General features: G+C 64.2%; 13 protein-coding genes, 3 tRNA genes and 1 pseudogene. 13 read left to right on the top strand and 4 right to left on the bottom strand.

Translation table 11 applies throughout. From position 1 onward, the window contains the following. A pseudogene (locus AC07ZS_RS27965) lies at window positions 1–141 on the top strand (UDP-N-acetylmuramate dehydrogenase); the annotation flags it as partial. Window positions 142–311: 170 nt separating this feature from the next. On the opposite strand, the gene argG reads toward AC07ZS_RS27965, so the two are convergent. The 3 genes from argG to AC07ZS_RS27950 all read right to left on the bottom strand — a co-directional run bounded on the left by argG (window position 312) and on the right by AC07ZS_RS27950 (window position 2,414). After that, window positions 312–1,643, bottom strand: coding sequence for an argininosuccinate synthase (argG, locus tag AC07ZS_RS27960; RefSeq protein WP_494801705.1), 1,332 nt, complete (start codon window positions 1,641–1,643; stop codon window positions 312–314). A 26-nt stretch (window positions 1,644–1,669) separates the two neighbouring features. Then, window positions 1,670–1,987 carry a pyrimidine/purine nucleoside phosphorylase gene (gene ppnP, locus AC07ZS_RS27955; protein ID WP_494801704.1) on the bottom strand — a complete coding sequence of 106 codons (318 nt, stop codon included), beginning with the start codon at window positions 1,985–1,987 and terminating at the stop codon, window positions 1,670–1,672. A 79-nt stretch (window positions 1,988–2,066) separates the two neighbouring features. Continuing rightward, the gene (locus AC07ZS_RS27950; RefSeq protein WP_494801703.1) at window positions 2,067–2,414 is read right to left on the bottom strand and encodes an ArsC family reductase; all 348 of its coding nucleotides are present in this window, start codon (window positions 2,412–2,414) and stop codon (window positions 2,067–2,069) included. Between the two features lie 66 nt (window positions 2,415–2,480). Between AC07ZS_RS27950 and folC the strand changes: the two genes are divergently transcribed. From folC to AC07ZS_RS27905, 9 genes are all read left to right on the top strand, one after another. Beyond that, entirely contained in the window at window positions 2,481–3,833 is a 1,353-nt protein-coding gene (folC, locus tag AC07ZS_RS27945) for a bifunctional tetrahydrofolate synthase/dihydrofolate synthase (RefSeq protein ID WP_494801702.1), read from the top strand. A gap of 24 nt (window positions 3,834–3,857) precedes the next feature. Beyond that, window positions 3,858–4,592 carry an SPOR domain-containing protein gene (locus AC07ZS_RS27940; protein ID WP_494801701.1) on the top strand — a complete coding sequence of 245 codons (735 nt, stop codon included), beginning with the start codon at window positions 3,858–3,860 and terminating at the stop codon, window positions 4,590–4,592. Between the two features lie 22 nt (window positions 4,593–4,614). Continuing rightward, complete coding sequence (locus AC07ZS_RS27935) at window positions 4,615–5,100, top strand: CvpA family protein (RefSeq protein ID WP_494801700.1); 486 nt, start codon at window positions 4,615–4,617, stop codon at window positions 5,098–5,100. Between the two features lie 19 nt (window positions 5,101–5,119). Continuing rightward, complete coding sequence (purF, locus tag AC07ZS_RS27930; RefSeq protein ID WP_494801699.1) at window positions 5,120–6,625, top strand: amidophosphoribosyltransferase; 1,506 nt, start codon at window positions 5,120–5,122, stop codon at window positions 6,623–6,625. Window positions 6,626–6,641: 16 nt separating this feature from the next. Next, entirely contained in the window at window positions 6,642–7,847 is a 1,206-nt protein-coding gene (locus tag AC07ZS_RS27925; protein WP_494801698.1) for an O-succinylhomoserine sulfhydrylase, read from the top strand. A gap of 1 nt (window position 7,848) precedes the next feature. Further along, window positions 7,849–9,237, top strand: a complete 1,389-nt coding sequence (gltX, locus tag AC07ZS_RS27920; RefSeq protein ID WP_494801697.1) for a glutamate--tRNA ligase — start codon at window positions 7,849–7,851, stop codon at window positions 9,235–9,237. A 77-nt stretch (window positions 9,238–9,314) separates the two neighbouring features. Further along, a tRNA-Ala gene (locus AC07ZS_RS27915) sits at window positions 9,315–9,390 on the top strand. Between the two features lie 94 nt (window positions 9,391–9,484). Beyond that, window positions 9,485–9,560 (top strand) — tRNA-Glu (locus AC07ZS_RS27910). A 69-nt stretch (window positions 9,561–9,629) separates the two neighbouring features. Then, window positions 9,630–9,706: transfer RNA gene (locus AC07ZS_RS27905), tRNA-Asp, on the top strand. A 1,597-nt stretch (window positions 9,707–11,303) separates the two neighbouring features. Here AC07ZS_RS27905 and AC07ZS_RS27900 read toward each other — a convergent pair. Next, window positions 11,304–11,531, bottom strand: coding sequence for a helix-turn-helix domain-containing protein (locus AC07ZS_RS27900; RefSeq protein ID WP_382160246.1), 228 nt, complete (start codon window positions 11,529–11,531; stop codon window positions 11,304–11,306). A gap of 150 nt (window positions 11,532–11,681) precedes the next feature. On the opposite strand from AC07ZS_RS27900, the gene AC07ZS_RS27895 reads away from it, so the two are divergent. Genes AC07ZS_RS27895 through AC07ZS_RS27885 form a run of 3 tightly spaced genes read left to right on the top strand, consistent with a single transcriptional unit; the run spans window position 11,682 to window position 15,543 of the window. Then, on the top strand, window positions 11,682–13,577 hold the full coding sequence (locus tag AC07ZS_RS27895) for a hypothetical protein (RefSeq protein WP_382160243.1): 1,896 nt from the start codon (window positions 11,682–11,684) through the stop codon (window positions 13,575–13,577). An 11-nt stretch (window positions 13,578–13,588) separates the two neighbouring features. After that, entirely contained in the window at window positions 13,589–15,013 is a 1,425-nt protein-coding gene (locus AC07ZS_RS27890; protein ID WP_444691181.1) for an AAA family ATPase, read from the top strand. Window positions 15,014–15,069: 56 nt separating this feature from the next. Next, window positions 15,070–15,543 (top strand): HAD domain-containing protein, encoded by a 474-nt coding sequence (locus AC07ZS_RS27885; protein ID WP_382160237.1) that lies wholly within the window; start codon window positions 15,070–15,072, stop codon window positions 15,541–15,543. The last annotated feature ends 1,010 nt before the right edge of the window (window positions 15,544–16,553 follow it).

Below are 16,553 nucleotides of genomic sequence, written 5' to 3'. Positions count from 1 at the left end.
GTCTACGAGAAGCAGGCGCTGGTGCTGGTGAACCGGGGTGGGGCTACAGGGGGCGAGGTGATGACCCTGGCGAAGGCCATCCAGACCAGTGTGTATGAGCGGTTCGGGATCTTGCTGGAGCCTGAGCCTGTGGTGGTCTGAGGTTTCTCGCCTGCGCTTCTGGGTGAGCGCCAGCGTCTCTCAGGATCGGGGTGACGTGGCGCTCTGCGCAGCGGGGTAAAGGAGGAGACCCGGCGAAGCCGGGTCGGGGGACACCCGCGGAGCAGAGCGCCGCGGCGCCCCGATCCCGTGAGGTCACTGAAAGAAAGACGTTACTCGCCTTCGAGCTTCAGCATCTGGGAACCCTCACCCAGAGACAGCAGGCCGCTCTTGGCATAGATGCCCAGCTTGGCGCGCGTGTCGGTGATGTCCAGATTGCGCATGGTCAGCTGGCCGATGCGGTCCAGCGGCGAGAACGGCGCGTCCTCCACCTTCTCCATCGACAGACGCTCGGGCGCGTAGGTCAGGTTGGGGCTGTCCGTGTTCAGGATCGAATAGTCGTTGCCACGGCGCAGCTCCACCGTCACCTCGCCGGTGATCGCACGCGCCACCCAGCGCTGCGCCGTCTCGCGCAGCATGATCGCCTGCGGGTCGAACCAGCGACCCTGGTACAGCAGACGGCCCAGGCGCAGACCGTTGATGCGGTACTGCTCGATCGTGTCCTCGTTGTGAATGCCCGTCACCAGACGCTCGTACGCAATGAACAGCAGCGCCAGGCCCGGGGCCTCATAGATGCCGCGGCTCTTGGCCTCGATGATGCGGTTCTCGATCTGGTCGCTCATGCCCAGACCATGGCGCCCGCCGATTTCGTTGGCCTTCAAAATCAGGTCCACCGGGCTCGCGAAGGTCTCGCCATTCAGCGCCACCGGCTGGCCCTCTTCAAAGCGCACCGTCACCTCTTCCGCCTTCACCGCGCAGTCGTCGCGCCAGAACGGCACGCCCATGATCGGGTTGACGATGCGGATGCCGCTGTTGAGGTGCTCCAGGTCCTTCGCCTCGTGCGTCGCGCCCAGCATGTTGCTGTCGGTGCTGTAGGCCTTCTCGGCGCTCATCTTGTAGCCGAAGCCGTTGGCCGTCATGAACGCGCTCATTTCGGCACGGCCGCCCAGCTCATCGATGAACAGCTGGTCCAGCCAGGGCTTGTAGATCTTCAGGCTCGGGTTGGTCAGCAGGCCGTAGCGGTAGAAACGCTCGATGTCGTTGCCCTTGAAGGTCGAGCCGTCGCCCCAGATGTGGACATCGTCCTCCTTCATCGCCGCCACCAGCATGGTGCCCGTGACCGCGCGGCCCAGCGGCGTGGTGTTGAAGTAGGTCACCCCGGCCGTGCTGATGTGGAAGGCGCCGCACTGCAGCGCGGCAATGCCTTCGTGCGCCAGCTGCGTGCGGCAGTCGATCAGGCGCGCCTTCTCTGCACCGTAGGCCAGGGCCTTGCGCGGGATCTCGTCGTAGTCCGGCTCGTCGGGCTGGCCCAGGTTGGCGGTGTAGGCGTAGGGGATCGCGCCCTTCTGCTTCATCCACAGCAGCGCGGCGGAGGTGTCCAGGCCGCCGGAGAAGGCGATGCCGACTTTCTGTTGGGTGGGAAGGTTCTGAAGAATGGTGGCCATGGCGGTCTTTCGGCGGCGAGGGTCGATCAGCCGAAATGGCAGATGTAGTGGTAGGGCTCGGTCACGCGGATCTGGAAGCTGCTGTTGCCCGGCACGCTGAACTGGTCACCCGGGCCGGACTTCTTCCACTCCGTGGTGCCCGACAGCAGGTACTCGCAGCCGCCGGCCACGCATTCCATGATCTCGGGCGCGCCGGTGTTGAAGGTCAGGGTGGCGGGCAGCACCACGCCGACCGACTTCTTCGTGCCGTCGGCCAGGGTGATGCCGTGGCTGACGCACTTGCCGTCGAAGTACACATTGGCCTGGGTGTTGACGGTCACGCCGTCGAATTGGGTGGTGCTCATGGTGTTGAAGGGGAGGTAAAGCGAAGACGAAAGGCGAAACCGCGATTTTAGGCCGCGGGCCGGGGCGCGCCGCGCCGGTTCAGAGGCGCTGCTGCCAGGCGGTGGCGTCGAAGCCCACGGTGATGGCACCGTCGGCCCACTGCACGACCGGGCGCTTGATCACGCTCGGGTTCGCCAGCGCCACGGCGCGGGCGCTGGCGGCGTCTTTCACGCCGGTGCGCGTGGCCTCGTCGAGCTGGCGCCAGGTGGTGCCCTTGCGGTTGATCACGGTTTCCCAGCCGGCGGCGGCCAGCCAGCGGTCGAGCGCGGCCTCGGGTACGCCCTGTTTCTTGAAATCGTGGAAGTGGTGTTCGACGCCGTGGTCCGTCAGCCAGGTGCGGGCTTTCTTGACGGTGTCGCAGTTGGGAATGCCGTGGACGGTGATCATGGGCCGCATTGTCCGCCATGTCCCCCACGGCCCCGGGGCGGTGTCCGCGATGGGACAATCCCGCCCATGCTTGACATTCCCGTGCCCGCTCACCCCACCACCCTGGCCGACTGGCTGGCCCACGCCGAACGCCTGCACCCGGTCACCATCGACATGGGGCTGGAGCGCGTGCAGCGCGTCGCCCGGCGCATGGGCCTGGCGCTGGACTGCCCGGTGATCACCGTGGCCGGCACCAACGGCAAGGGCTCCACCTGCGCGATGCTGGAGGCCGTCTACACGCAGTCGGGCTACCGCACCGGCGTCTACACCTCGCCCCACCTGGTGCATTTCGAGGAGCGCTGCCGCGTCGCGGGCGAGGCGGTGGCCGCCAACGACCTGGTGCCGGCCTTTGCCGAGGTGGAGGTGGCCCGCAAGGGACAGGTGGGCGACGAGGGTGGCGAGATCAGCCTGAGCTATTTTGAATTCACCACGCTCGCCATCCTGCGCACGCTCTCGCGCAGCGGGCTGGACGTGGCCATCCTGGAGGTCGGCCTGGGCGGGCGGCTGGACGCGGTGAACATCATCGACGCCGACTGCGCGGTCATCACCAGCATCGCGCTGGACCACATGGCCCTGCTCGGCAACGACCGCGAGGCCATCGGCTTCGAGAAGGCCGGCATCATGCGCACCGGCCGGCCGGTCGTGGTGAGCGACCCGGTGCCGCCTCAGAGCATCCTGGACCGCGCGATGGAGATCGGCGCCGAGCTCTGGCGCGTGGGCAAGGACTTCCATTTCGCGGGCGACCAGCAGCAATGGGGCTGGGCCATGCACCCCTCACACGGCGGGCGGCGCTACGCCGGCCTGGCCTACCCGGCGCTGCGCGGCGCGAACCAGCTGGTCAACGCCTCGGGCGTGCTGGCGGCGGTGGAAGCCCTGCGCGGCCGGCTGCCGGTGACGGCACAGGCGGTGCGCAACGGCCTGGCCCTGGTGGAGCTGCCCGGGCGCTTCCAGATCGTGCCCGGCACACCCACCCTGGTGCTGGACGTGGCGCACAACCCGCATTCGGTGGCCGCGCTGGCGGCCAACCTCGACGCCATGGGCTTCTACCCCACCACCCATGCCGTGTTCGGCGCCATGGCCGACAAGGACCTGGGCGCCATGCTGGACCGCATCGCGCCGCTGATCGACCGCTGGCACCTCACCGACCTGCCCCTGCCGCGCGCCAGTTCGGCCGCTGCCCTGGCCGAACAGCTGGAGGCCCATCCCCAGTGCAAGGGCCGGTTGGCTGGCCGGCACACCGGCCCCATGGACGCCCTGCGGGCCGCGGTGTCCGCCGCGGACCCCGCTGATAGAATCGTGGTCTTCGGATCGTTCTACACCGTGGGTGGCGTATTGCAGGACGGCGTGCCCCGACTGTCGGCGAAACACCTGTCCGCCTAGCCTTTTATCGCCACGGTCCCCCCGATGTTCAAATCCCGTTCAGGTTCCCAGGGCAACGCCTCGACTCCCCCGCCGCAGAGCATCGAGGCCGTGCGCCGCCGCGCGCGCCACCGCCTGATCGGCGCCAGCGTGCTGGTGTTGCTGGGCGTGATTGGTTTCCCGCTGCTGTTCGACACCCAGCCGCGCCCGATCGCCGTCGACATCCCGATCGAGATCCCGGCCAAGAACACCCCCGCACCGGTTGCCAAGCCCGCCGCTGCAGCCAGCACGCCTGCGGCCAAACCGCCCGCCACCGCCAGCAGTGCGCCACTGCCGGCCCGTGAAAGCCTGGGGGCTCGCGAGGAAGTGGTCGAGGCTGCGCCCAAACCTGCCCCGGCCGCCGCGCCAGCACCGACCCCCGCCCCGGCGCCCGTGGCCGCCGCGCCCGCCAAGCCCGCGGCCCCGTCGCCCGCCGAGGCCGACCGGGCCCGCGCGCTGCTCGAAGGCAAGCCGCCCGCCAGCGCCGCCGCCAAACCGGCCGCCGCCAGCGCGGAGCGCATCGTGGTGCAGGTCGGCGCGTTTTCCGAAGCGGCCGGCGCGCGCGCCGTGCGCCAGAAACTGGAAGGTGCGGGGCTCAAGACCTACGTGCACGAGGCCCAGACGCCCGATGGCAAGCGCATCCGCGTGCGCGTGGGACCGTTCGAGAACCGCGCCGACGCCGAAAAAGCCGCCGCCCGTGTCAAGGCCCTGGGTCTGCCCGCAGCCGTTCTGACGCTGTGACGTCGGGACGGGTGGAGCGCAGATGGCCGTGACCGACTGGGTGCTGCTCACGGCCTTGCTGCTGTCGGTGTTGCTGGGGCTGTGGCGCGGTCTGGTGTACGAGGTGTTGTCGGTGGCGGGTTGGGTGGCGGCCTTCGTGCTGGCCCAGGCCTTCGCCGAGGAAGCCGGGGCCTGGTTGCCGATGGACGGCCTGTCGCCGCCGATGCGGTTGGCGGCCGGTTTCGTCCTGGTGTTCGTGGTCGTGGCGTTCGTCGCCGGCCTGGGGGCCTGGCTGGTGCAGAAATTGGTGGCCTCGGTCGGTCTGCGACCGGTGGACCGGGTGCTCGGAGGCGCGTTCGGCCTGGTGCGCGGCGGGGTGATCCTGCTGGCGGTGGCGCTCGTGGTGAGCATGACGCAGATGGAGGGGGCCGCGTGGTGGCGGGAATCGACCACGGCGTCCGTGCTGTCGGCCTCGCTGCACGAGATCAAGCCCTTGTTGCCCGAGGCCGTGGCCCGATATATCCGTTAGTTTTCCTGAGGATTCAATCATGTGTGGAATCGTGGGCGTGGTCAGCAAGACCCCGGTCAATCAGCTCATTTACGACGCGCTGCTGCTGCTGCAACACCGCGGCCAGGATGCCGCGGGCATCGTGACGCAACAGGGACGCAAGTTTTTCATGCACAAGGCCAAGGGCATGGTGCGCGACATCTTCCGCACCCGCAACATGCGCGCCTTGCCCGGCCTGTGCGGCCTGGGCCAGGTGCGCTACCCCACCGCCGGCAATGCGTTCAGCGAAGAAGAGGCGCAGCCCTTCTACGTGAACGCACCCTTCGGTCTGGTGCTGGTGCACAACGGCAACCTGACCAACGCCAAGGCGCTGGCCCAGGAGCTGTTCCAGACCGACCACCGCCACGTCAACACCGAGAGCGACTCCGAGGTGCTGCTCAACGTGCTGGCGCACGAACTGGAAAAGGTCACGCGCGGCATCACCCTCAAGCCGGCCGACGTGTTCGCCGCCGTGCGCGGCGTGCACCGGCGCGTGAAAGGCTCCTACGCCGTGGTGGCGCTGATCGCCGGCCACGGCCTGCTGGCCTTCCGCGACCCCCATGGCATCCGCCCGCTGTGCCTGGGCCGTCACAAGGACGGCGGCGTGATGGTGGCCAGCGAGTCCGTCACGCTCGAAGGCAACGGCTTCGAGTTCGAGCGCGACCTGCAGCCCGGCGAAGCCGTGTTCGTGGACCTCGACGGCCAGATGCAGTTCGAGCAGTGCGCCGACAAGGTCAGCCACAACCCCTGCATCTTTGAATACGTCTACCTGGCCCGGCCCGACTCCGTCATGGACGGCATCTCGGTCTACCAGGCGCGCCTGAACCTGGGCGTGACGCTGGCCAAGCGCGTGGTGTCCACCGTGCCGCCGAACGAGATCGACGTGGTGATCCCCATCCCCGAGTCCTCGCGCCCGAGTGCCATGGAGCTGGCCCAGCTGCTGGGCCTGCCGTACCGCGAAGGCTTCGTGAAGAACCGCTACGTGGGCCGCACCTTCATCATGCCGGGGCAGGGTGTGCGCAAGAAGTCGGTGCGCCAGAAACTCAATGTCATCGGCAGCGAGTTCAAGGGCCGCAACGTGCTGCTGGTGGACGACTCCATCGTGCGCGGCACCACCAGCCGCGAAATCGTGCAGATGGCGCGCGACGCCGGTGCGCGCAAGGTCTACCTGGCCAGCGCCGCGCCGCCCGTGCGTTACCCCAACGTCTACGGCATCGACATGCCCACGCCCGGCGAACTCGTGGCCCACGACCGCACGGTCGAGGAAGTGCGCGAGATCATCGGCTGCGACGCGCTGATCTACCAGGACGTGGACGCGATGAAGCAGGCCATCGGCTCGCTCAACCCCAAGCTCGAAGGCTTCGACGCCTCGTGCTTCGACGGCGTCTACGTCACCGGCGACATCACGCCGGCCGACATCGCCCGACTCAACGCCGGCCGCGACCAGAGCGAAGAGGGCGAGGAAGACACCTCGCGCCTGGCCCTGCCCAACGCCCAGGTCGTCTGACACCACACTTTTTTTCATGAACGCCAAGAAACCTGACCTGCACCGCGACACCCTCGCCGTGCGCGAAGCCGTCGAACGCAGCCCGTACGGCGAGAACTCCGAGGCCCTCTACCTCACCAGCGGCTACGTGCAGCCCAGTGCCGAAGCCGCCGCGCGCCGCTTTGCCGGCGACGAGGACGGCTTCACCTACGGCCGCTACGGCAACCCCACGGTGGCCAGCTTCGAGCAGCGCCTGGCCGCCCTCGAAGGCGCCGAGGCCTGCATCTCCACCGCTTCGGGCATGTCGGCCATCCTCATGATGTGCCTGGGCTTGCTCAAGGCTGGCGACCACGTGGTGTGCTCGCACTCCATGTTCGGCTCCACCATCAAGCTGATCGGCTCGGACCTCGCCAAATTCGGCGTCGAGTCCACCTTCGTGTCGCAGACCGACGTGTCGGCCTGGAAGGCGGCCGTCAAGCCCAACACCCGCCTGCTGTTCGCCGAGACGCCGACCAACCCGCTCACCGAGGTCTGTGACATCCGCGCGCTGGCCGACATCGCCCACGGCGCGGGCGCGCTGCTGTGCGTGGACAACTGCTTCGCCACGCCGGCCCTGCAGCGTCCCATGGCGCTGGGCGCCGACATCGTCATGCACTCCGGCACCAAGTACCTCGACGGCCAGGGCCGTGTGATGGCCGGCGCCCTGTGCGCCAGCCAGGAGCTGGTCACCAAGACCTTCCTGCCGGTGCTCAAGAGCTCGGGCATGACGCTCGCGCCCTTCAACGCCTGGGTCGTGCTCAAAGGCTTGGAGACGCTGGACATCCGCATGCGCGCCCAGTCGGCCAATGCCCTGGCCCTGGCGCAGTGGCTGGAGGCCCACCCGTCGGTGGCCCGCGTCTACTACCCCGGGCTGGCCAGCCACCCGCAGCACGCGCTGGCGATGGCGCAGCAATCGGGTTGCGGCGGTGCCGTGCTCTCCTTCGAGGTGAAGGGCGCCGACCCCGAGCAGGCCCGCCAGCGCGCCTTCCACGTGCTCGACTCGCTGCAGGTGATGTCGCTCTCCACCAACCTCGGTGACACCAAGACGCTGGTGGCCCACCCGGCCAGCACCTCGCACGGCCGCCTGACCGAAGCGCAGCGCCAGACGGCGGGCGTGGTGCAGGGGCTGATCCGCGTGGCCGTGGGGCTGGAGCACCTGGGCGATATCCAGGCCGACCTTGACCGTGGTCTTTCTTCCTTCTGACATGTCCGCACCCATCCGCACCCGCTTCGCCCCGTCGCCCACCGGTTTCATCCACCTGGGCAACATCCGCTCCGCGCTCTACCCCTGGGCGTTCGCGCGCTCCACCGGCGGCGCCTTCATCCTGCGCATCGAAGACACCGACCTCGAGCGTTCCTCGCAAGCCGCGGTGGACGTGATCATCGAAGGCATGAAGTGGCTCGGCCTCGACCACGACGAAGGCCCGTTCTATCAGATGCAGCGCATGGACCGCTACAAGGCGGTGCTCGCCGAGATGGTGGCGGGCGGCCTGGTGTACCCCTGCTACATGAGCGTGGCCGAACTCGACGCCCTGCGCGAAAAGCAGATGGCCGCGAAAGAGAAGCCGCGCTACGACGGCACCTGGCGGCCCGAGCCCGGCAAGACCCTGCCGCCCGTGCCCGAAGGTGTGAAACCCGTGCTGCGCTTCAAGAACCCGCAGGGCGGCGTGGTGGCCTGGGACGACAAGGTCAAGGGCCGCATCGAGATCCGCAACGACGAACTCGACGACCTCGTGATCGCCCGGCCCGACGGCACGCCCACCTACAACTTCTGCGTGGTGGTGGACGACATCGACATGGCCATCAGCCACGTCATCCGCGGCGACGACCACGTGAACAACACGCCGCGCCAGATCAACATCTTCCGCGCGCTCGGCAAGGAACCGCCGGTGTACGCCCACCTGCCCACCGTGCTCAACGAGCAGGGCGAGAAGATGAGCAAGCGCAACGGCGCCAAGCCCGTCACGCAATACCGCGACGAAGGCTACCTGCCCGACGCCATGGTGAACTACCTCGCGCGCCTGGGCTGGAGCCACGGCGACGACGAGATCTTCAGCCGCGCGCAGTTCCTCGAGTGGTTCAACCTCGACCATCTGGGCCGCAGCGCCGCGCAGTTCGACGAGGCCAAACTCAAGTGGGTCAACGCGCAACACCTCAAGGCCATGGCCGACGACGCGCTCGCGCCGCTGGTGGCCGCGCACCTGCAGCAGCAGGGCATTGAGGCGGACGCGCGCCTGCCGCGCATCTGCGGCCTGTTCAAGGACCGCTGCGACACCACCGTGGCGCTGGCCGGCTGGGCCAAGGCTTTCTACGCCGACATCACGCCCAATGCCGAAGAGCGTGCCCAGCACGTGACCGATGCCGTGCGCCCTGTGCTGGTCACCCTGGCGGACAAGCTCGCAGCCTGCGCCTGGGACAAGGCCGCGCTCTCGGCCGCCATCAAGGAAGTGCTTGCCGCGCACGGCCTGAAGATGCCGCAGCTGGCCATGCCGGTGCGGGTGCTGGTGATGGGCACGGCCCAGACGCCGTCGCTCGACGCGGTGCTCGAATTGCACGATCGCGAAGTTGTTTTGCGCCGTTTGCAGAACGGCTGAAAAAATAGCTTATAATTTGAGGCTTGCTGAAACGCACTGTGCAACGACGTTGCAAAGGGCAGATCAACAAACCCTGTGGGGGTATAGCTCAGCTGGGAGAGCGCTTGCATGGCATGCAAGAGGTCAGCGGTTCGATCCCGCTTACCTCCACCAAAATTTGAAGTCGCGAAGAGGTTTTCATCGCGGCATCGGCAGAAAAACAAGCTCTGTCGCTGCTACAATGGAAAGCTCTTTGAGTCCAGGTTATGACCCTATCGTCTAGAGGCCTAGGACATCACCCTTTCACGGTGAGTACCGGGGTTCGAATCCCCGTAGGGTCGCCAAACAAGCCGCAAGGCAAGTAGGCAACAAGTGGTTGGCACTTGGTTCGCAAGAACGAACGCCATCTACCAGGAGTGGTAGTTCAGTTGGTTAGAATACCGGCCTGTCACGCCGGGGGTCGCGGGTTCGAGCCCCGTCCACTCCGCCAAAAATCCCAAGCGGGGCAATCACTTAACGGTGGTTGCCCCGTTTGTCTTTTGGAATTTGGAATCGTTTTTGGAATACGGTTGATGCAGCTGCCGCTTGCAGCGCGAGCGCGGCTTCGCAGTCCTTCTGTCAATGAGGCGTGACCAAGTGTCCTAGCGAACTCGCATCCTCATGAGCATCTTGCGATGGTGAGGTCAACAGACCGATCATTGGCCACCTGCGTCTGAACGAGTCCACGGCAGGCACGTCGCCCACTCGATTCTTTGAGCGCGGGCTTGGCGGTCTTTACGACGACATGCGCGCGGGCTCGCCTCGCAACATTGACGAGGAGTGTGTGGCAAGCTGATCAAGACGATGCTGCACGCCAAGCCGGTCGACGGTGCGACGCATTGAAGCGTGCGCTTGGTGACGACGAGCAGGCATCTTCGAAAGCAGCGTTCGGTGCCACTTTCCAATTGTTTGGTTGCAGTCCCACAGGTGCGAGCGCTCCAAGCTCACCACCGCCCGGTTATTGTGAAAAGTCTGAGCGACATGCTTGGCTTGTCCGGAGGCCGCATTGAAACACGCATTTCAGCCTAATCTATGGCTACTGGCGCAATCGGGTCGAATGCTTCATCACATTGATTCACTGATAAGCTGGCCTGCAATCGAAGGGCGGTGCAGCAATGGACGGTGACCCCGTACGCCGACAAGTTGCGGTCATGTCTTCGTCAAGACTTTGCCAAGCGTGTGACAAGTAGGCGTCAACAACGTCTCCGGCATCGCGTCATCGTCAACTGTGTGTCCAGATTTCACGAGTGATGGACGTGGCGGCACTGCGCGTCGTAGACGCTGGGCATTGCGTGAGCAGATGTTCATCCGCGAGATCTCCGGGCGTACAAGCCTGGCTCGCAACGTCGTTGAGAGTTGCCCGCGGCGGGCGATGAAGAACCCCATATCGCCACGCGTGCGAGCGGCAGAAGGCTCGATCCCTTCGCTGACCATCTTTCAGTCTAACTATCGATCGAGGCAACTAAGTTGCGCAATCAGCGCTGCACTTTGCTGCAGTTCCATGCCGACGAGTGTCTTGACGAGCTGACGCGCGCAAGGCGGACATGGGGGCGGTGGCCGCCTACTGCGAGGGTACTCACTTAGATGCTCCTGCACTGCGCGCTCGGATCTAGGGTGAATACTTGTTTGACTTCTTGCTTGTGGCTCACTTCTCTCAGAGAGTTGTTCCTGCTAGAACCCTGGGTCGGTTCACTGACAAGTCGCCGTCATACCTTCGTCAAGACTTTGTCTAGCGCGCGACAAGAAGTCGTCAATAGCATTGCCGACATCTCGTCCTCGTCAACTCTTTGTCAAGACTTCGTCGAGCGCTTGAGGCACCGCGAGTGCAACGCGCCTAATGACGGATGCCGTACCCGAGCGATCTCGGCGGACGGAGATTTGTCCGAATAGGTGCCCAGATGCTTAGTGCAGCCGGGCGGGAATACGCTGAACCTGATCACACACAGAGTCAACGGCGCTGCCAATGCGGCCTGTAGTTTCACTCCCTACGATCTCAGCTAGATCGGGGAGAACAGCAACCCGCCCAGAGCGATGACATTCACATCTGACTACGGACTCTCAGGATCCGATGAGGGAGTGTCGATGTACTCAAACAGATCACCGACGCCCACACTGAAGTAGCGGCATAGCGTCTCGACGGCTTCCAGATCAATCCTAGTTGCTGTTTCTTGATAGAGCAGTGTGATGGTATTGCGGTGCAAGCCGGTGTCCCTTGCGACGTCGCTGATCTTGAGCTTTCGCTCCCCCATCAGTCGGGATAGGTGGCACTTGATCACTGCATGCTCCAAGACGATTTTTCACTCAGGATGACAAAAAACTCTTGACGGTGACATTAGATCGTTTAAAATGTCATTTGGAACGACAAAAAATTGTCCCGGGAAAGATTTTGTCGTTCTGATTGTCTCATCGACCGTATGGAGTGAACCGTGACATCAACAACCTACCCAAGCGCGTACCTCTCAGATCCCAATGGCGAGTTCACCAACGTCTGCGGTGAACTGCTCGACCCGTTCTCTGTGATCCGGGTGATCGCGCACATCAGCGCCGCACAACCGTTCGGATCGATTGCATCTCCAGTCGACCAGCGATTCATGGATATCGTCACGCAGCTCGGCGTCGGACGCAGCGGCACGATGGACGTCTCCGGTTGCATGTCCCTGGCACGCCTGGGCGCTGGTGACCAGACCGTACTTCTGCCATCGGTGCATGGCACCCGCTGGATTCCACAGCCGGGCGTCTACGAGCTCGAGCTGATGAAGCACGCGATGCCCAATGTACCGTCCGATGTGTTGGTGCTCCAGCAGTTTGGCAAGACACATCCGCAGCCAGCTGCCACGCCCTGGGTGCTGCGCCATCTGGGATTGCACGAGTCGGTGGAACTGGACCTGCACTGCGTGTTGGCCAGTCTCAAGCCGGTGCACCAGGCACTCCTGGTGGCCGCGATCAGCCGTCCGGACATTGAACGTGCGCTGCATGCATCGACCGCGCCGCCCGCGTTGTCTTTAGCGTTGCCAGGACGCAGCCATGCTCTGCGGACGGGCATCCTTGCTGCCATGCGATTGAACGACTTCGAACTTGATCGGGACGAAGCCTCGTTGGTGCGCCTGGCTGCCGTGCTCGCCGATCTTGGCGCGCTGAACCTGCCTAACAAGCCACTTTCCATGGTGTCCGACGCCGCATCGCGCCTTACGCAAGGGGAGATGAGCAGGCGCGCCCATCCGTCCACCGTGCAAATGCTTGCAGCGCTTCTTGATCGCCTGGAAAAGCTGGAGCCGGAAGATGCCCAGCGGCTGCGCGCGCTGTGGAGCGGAGAGGGCGAGAAAGAGTTCCGCCTGGGCAGCCGCTTCGGCCCGTTGTCCAAGAATCCGGTGGATCCTCATGTGGCGCGACTGGGCCGGGCGTTTGGAGACGCGCTGGGTCTCGCCCGAGACAAATATGGGATTCAGATGAATTCAGCGATTTCCGCACGCGGGGAAAGCGGCCATGCGCCAGACGCTGGCCTCGGTGGTGTCGATGGGGTCGACGTCAACGCCGCTCCCGCACTTGCAGGGGACCCGTCGTCGCCACCCACACATCAACCTGCTGGCGCGCCTGCTGCAGTGGTTCCCGCTGGCGGTGATGGCGTCTCCTCTGGCAGGGTGGATGGCCGGCAACGCCGTCTCCCTCTATTCCCGTGGAGCGAGTCTGACGAAGAACGGGAGTTCGCCCAGTGGGAAGGTGTCGACGATCCGAACGAACGGTTCATGCCGAGCGATGGAGTAGATGTGCTGGCGGTTGGGGACACCGAGGACATTCCCTCCAGTGGCATCCCTGCGGCGATCCCTGATTCACGTGCCGACGATCCGGGGCAGGCGGATTGCTCCATGGCGCTTTCAGTCGATCGACCTTCTGATCGTTGGCCTCGTCCCAGCCTGGAATGGGCCGCTGGCATGCTCGATGGCGACGGGTGCATTGCCATCGTGATGCAACCGTTTCCGAACCGCAGGTCGATCTTCCGCCTGATCGTGTCCATTTCTCAGAACTGCCTTCAGACGCTAGAGCATTTCCAGCGCTGTGTGAGCGTGCCCAGTGTGATCTACGCGGTGCGCCGCCAGATTGGACACAACAAGCAGGTTTACACCCTCAACTTCACAGGACCCAATGCTATGCGGCTGGTGAAGCTGCTCAACGACTACTTGGTGCGCAAGCGGCAGGAAGCGGTCGTGGCCCTGTCCTTCTGCGAGAACGGACAGATCAGCCGGCGCTTCGGTCGCCATGGTGTTCCCCCTGATATTGAGAGCATCCGTGTGGCGCACTACAAGAAGCTGCGGGCTCTCAAATGAAGAGGATCCGCGTGCGCATTCATCCCGCTACCGAAAGCACCGAGCTTAGGGTGGAAGTGCTCGAGAGCATTCAGCCGGTCACTTCGACGCCTGGCGCCTGTCCAACTTCATCTTCCAGTCCAGATGTTTCCGGTGACCCTGGCAGCCCCGGCCGCGTTCAGTTCGTGGCCGACGGCCAGTTCGTGGAGCAGTCGTCCGCAGAACGCTACGCCGACCGCAAACTCTTGCTGATCACACAGAATCTCAAGGATCAGCTCGACGCCGAGACCGTGCGAGAAGCTGAACGCAAAGAGCGCGAAAAGAAGGAGGACGAGAAAGCCCAGACAGAGGCCGCCTTCGCCGAGGGAACGCCGCGCAAGGTCGGGTCGGACCAGAAGGCGAAGGGTGAAGCCCGACGTATGCGACGCAAGGGACTTCCCATCCGCAATGCGGACCCGCACGCCTTCCACAAGCAAGTCGAAACCTTGCCCGTCAAGAGGAAGTTACGCGTCTACGACCCCGAGGCCTTGGAAAAGCTGCGCGAGAGCAAACAGATCAGCGACGCCGATGTGCGAAAGCGCAACGCGGCCATCTTCAAAGACCTGGAGCCCAAAGGCGCTTGGCGGCGGGTTGAAACTCCCCGCAACCTCGATGCGGTGCTGGCCCTGGAGCAGACCCACCCCCACTTCTCGGAAGTGATCCGGTTTGTGGCCGATCGGCTGGCGTTGGCCAAAGTCAGCCGCCGCCCGGTGGGCATCCCGCCCATGTTGCTCGCTGGACCTCCCGGTGTGGGCAAGACCCACTTCTGCGAGACGCTGGCCAAAGTCCTGGGTGTACCGGTTCGGCGCCACCCGATGGACCAAGCCGAGACCTCATCGGCCTTGCTTGGCTCGGAGGTGACCTGGGGCAATACGCGCGTGGGGCTGGTGTTTGAGATGCTGGCACAGGGAGATTACGCCAACCCGGTGGTGATCCTCGATGAGCTGGACAAGGCGACAGGCTTTAGTCGATCCGCCGATCCCACCGCGGTGCTGCACAGCCTGCTGGAGCCGGTGAGCGCAAGCCGGGTGAGGGACCAGAGTGTGGAGGTAGAGCTTGATGCCAGCCTCATCACTTGGATCGCCACCAGCAACTACCCCTGGCTGATCGCTCCGACCTTGAGGTCTCGTATGCGGGCGTTCCACATCTGCATGCCCGATGCCGAGCAAGCCATCCGGGTGGCGCATGCGGTGGTCGCGGCTGCCACCGAGGACGCCGGGGTGCGTATGGGCCGGGCGCCTGACAAGGCCTTTGTCCTGGCGCTGGCGCACTTGAGCGCCCGGGAGATCTACCAGCTCACCGGCTCAGCGATCGCGCAGGCCGTGAGACAGGGAAGGGCGGTAGTTTCGACCAAGGACCTGCCAGCCGAGGTGCTGGGCGATGACTCTGGACGCGAACCAACGAAGCACGTGCACTGAGAACACTTGCTTTGAAGACAATGATGACATCCACTTCCACTATTCAACCCACTCCCATGAAGCCGCTGATCACCATCTTCCTGGACTTTGATGGGGTGCTGCACCCGCAGGGCGGCACCACGGACCGGCTTTTTGAGAAGGCGGGTCTGCTGCAGATCTGTCTTCAGCAGGTAGACCACGTCGAAGTGGTGATCTCCAGTTCCTGGGCGGAGCACTACCCGCTGGAGAGGATGAGGGACTTCTTCGAAGAGCAGCCAGACCTGTATCGGCTCATCGTGGGTTGCACGCTTCAGAAGGGCAATCCCAAAGTCGACTTTGGCGCCATGCCGCTACGCGAATCGCAGTGCCGCAACTGGTTGATTGCCAACCAGCGGGAGCCGCACCGATGGTTGGCTATCGACGACGATCCGCTGAACTTCAAAGCGCGAGAGCTTGTGGTGTTCACGGACCCCAAGCAAGGTTTCAGGACGCGAGATGCCGAACGCGTGCTGGAACTGACTGGACACTTGCGGAGTAAGAACCTTGCATGAAGAGCTAATTGGCTTCTGCCCTTCTTTGCCAGAGGTCCAGCTTGATCACTGCCTTGAATCGTCCCGTGCGAAAAACAAGCAGGCGCTGTTGCCGCTGATTGCGGTGCGCAGGCAGTTGCAAAGGATTGGTCCGTGCACTGCCATGGACAGGTGAGGCGCTCGGTCGCTGTTGTCAAATAGGCCGATGAGTCATCCCATCCTTCAGATAGTCACTTCTCGGGCGGCGTCAACACTTGCAGATTTCCCGGGCGGTGGGTTGTATCTGGTATTGGACGCAGATTCCGGTGCATGATTTCAGGTAAAGGTTATGCAAATAATCTTAACCTAAGCTCCCCAAATTGTTGTCGAATGAATATGGGGCGTTCATGGAACGCGCAAATGTTGTGCGATTGATCTTGGATGCGTACGGGTGCACGGTAGCTGCCGACAATGTGATGCTCGGCGTCGAGATAGCATGGCGCGTCGAACTACAGCACCTCGTGCAAGAAGTCCATGACCAGCGTGCCAAGTGTGCATCTCTCACGTGCCCCGTTTGGACCTCTCACTTTCGAAGGGTGCCCAGGTGTCGACGGCTGGCATGCCGTTTCTGATGAATGGGCTGGATGTACGAGCACCTCATGGGGTGTAGCGTAGCCAGCGGTCGCGTTTCTGCTCAGTCCGACGCGAGTGCGCGCTGAGAGCGCACCACGTGAATTGGGCGCGGGCAGTGGCCTGTGCGTTTTTTGGCGCTCGGTGGGTAGCTTGAGCCGCCGGGTGCGCAATCTCGACCATATCAATCCAGATGCTGCCCCGCGACGCAGGTGATGGGGAGGCCCGGTGCTTCGAGGACCTCCCGGCTTCATGCAGACCTTCCAGTGCGGCTTGCTAGTAATAGTTGGTGATCCGCGTTTTATAAATGAAGAATAAAATGATTTGGCTTACTTGGCTTAAGTGCCCGGCAGGCGCACAATGGACCCACCCGCGGTGACAGGGCCACCGCCAGGCACGGGCGCGTCACACCCGCCCAAGCC

Source organism: Hydrogenophaga sp. GW456-12-10-14-TSB4, assembly GCF_059424305.1.
The sequence above is the reverse complement of the archived record's forward strand: the minus strand, read 5'-3'. Positions and strand labels throughout refer to the sequence as shown.

What these genes read in the sequence shown, in the direction of transcription:
- argG (WP_494801705.1), bottom strand. Translation starts at nt 1,643, where the DNA reads ATGGCCACCATTCTTCAGAACCTTCCCACCCAACAGAAAGTCGGCATC.
- ppnP (WP_494801704.1), bottom strand. Translation starts at nt 1,987, where the DNA reads ATGAGCACCACCCAATTCGACGGCGTGACCGTCAACACCCAGGCCAAT.
- AC07ZS_RS27950 (WP_494801703.1), bottom strand. Translation starts at nt 2,414, where the DNA reads ATGATCACCGTCCACGGCATTCCCAACTGCGACACCGTCAAGAAAGCC.
- folC (WP_494801702.1), top strand. Translation starts at nt 2,481, where the DNA reads ATGCTTGACATTCCCGTGCCCGCTCACCCCACCACCCTGGCCGACTGG.
- AC07ZS_RS27940 (WP_494801701.1), top strand. Translation starts at nt 3,858, where the DNA reads ATGTTCAAATCCCGTTCAGGTTCCCAGGGCAACGCCTCGACTCCCCCG.
- AC07ZS_RS27935 (WP_494801700.1), top strand. Translation starts at nt 4,615, where the DNA reads ATGGCCGTGACCGACTGGGTGCTGCTCACGGCCTTGCTGCTGTCGGTG.
- purF (WP_494801699.1), top strand. Translation starts at nt 5,120, where the DNA reads ATGTGTGGAATCGTGGGCGTGGTCAGCAAGACCCCGGTCAATCAGCTC.
- AC07ZS_RS27925 (WP_494801698.1), top strand. Translation starts at nt 6,642, where the DNA reads ATGAACGCCAAGAAACCTGACCTGCACCGCGACACCCTCGCCGTGCGC.
- gltX (WP_494801697.1), top strand. Translation starts at nt 7,849, where the DNA reads ATGTCCGCACCCATCCGCACCCGCTTCGCCCCGTCGCCCACCGGTTTC.
- AC07ZS_RS27885 (WP_382160237.1), top strand. Translation starts at nt 15,070, where the DNA reads ATGAAGCCGCTGATCACCATCTTCCTGGACTTTGATGGGGTGCTGCAC.